Source organism: Streptomyces sp. 13-12-16 (assembly GCF_002114215.1).
Lineage (GTDB): Bacteria > Actinomycetota > Actinomycetes > Streptomycetales > Streptomycetaceae > Streptomyces.
In genome coordinates this window covers 1-827 of sequence record NZ_NCTE01001487.1, presented here as the reverse complement: position 1 = coordinate 827, position 827 = coordinate 1, and the positions used below count along the sequence as shown (strand labels likewise).

The following is an 827-nucleotide window of genomic DNA, read 5'->3' as shown; positions in this document are numbered from 1 at the left end:
GCGGCGGCCTTGAGCCGGCGTCTCACGTCCGCCTCGCCGAACCAGCCGCGCAGTTCGGCGGCGATGGCGGCGGGGTTCTCCGGCGGGACGAGGATGCCGGGCACTCCCCCGTCGGGTGCGCGGCCGACCGCCTCGGGCAGCCCGCCGACGTCGGTCGCCAGCACGGGGATGCCGCGCGCCAGCGCCTCGGTGACCGCCATGCCGTACGTCTCCGCGTACGAGGTGAGCACCATGAGGTCGGCGGCGGCGTAGCTGGCGTCGAGTGCGGCCCCGGTCTGCGGGCCGGTCAGCTCCAGCCGGTCCTCGAGGCCGTGCTCGCGGATGAGTCCGCGCAGATGGGCGACGTACTCGGGATCGTGTCCCAGCCCGCCGACGAGCGCGCAGCTCCACGGCAGGTCGGCCACCGCCGCCAGTGCCTCCACGAGCCGGTGCTGTCCCTTGCGCGGGGTCACCGCGGCCACGCACAACAGCCGGGAGACGCCGTCGGTGCCGGGCGCGAGGGGCGCGATGTCGGCGCCGGGGGCGGCGACATGGACCCGCTCGGGGGCCAGGCCGTGGTGGGAGACGAGACGGCGTACGGCCCAGTCGCTGGTGGCGATCACCGCGGGCACCGCCCGCAGGACCGCGCGCTCGCGGGCGTCCAGTTCGGCGGCGACGGCCGCGTCGAGCCCGGTCTCGTCGCCGAGCGGCAGATGCACGAGGACGGCCATGCGCAGCCGGCCCTCCTCCGCCTGCGGGACGACGATCTCGGGCACCCCGCAGGCGACCAGCCCGTCGAGCAGGACGACGGCGCCGTCCGGCAGTTCGCGCAGGGTGCGGGCGAGTTC

General features: G+C 76.5%; 1 protein-coding gene. It reads right to left on the bottom strand.

Annotation, left to right across the window (positions count from 1 at the left end; genetic code table 11):
• On the bottom strand, nt 1-827 hold an 827-nt coding region (locus B7767_RS43235), incomplete at both ends, for a glycosyltransferase family 4 protein (protein WP_085576552.1).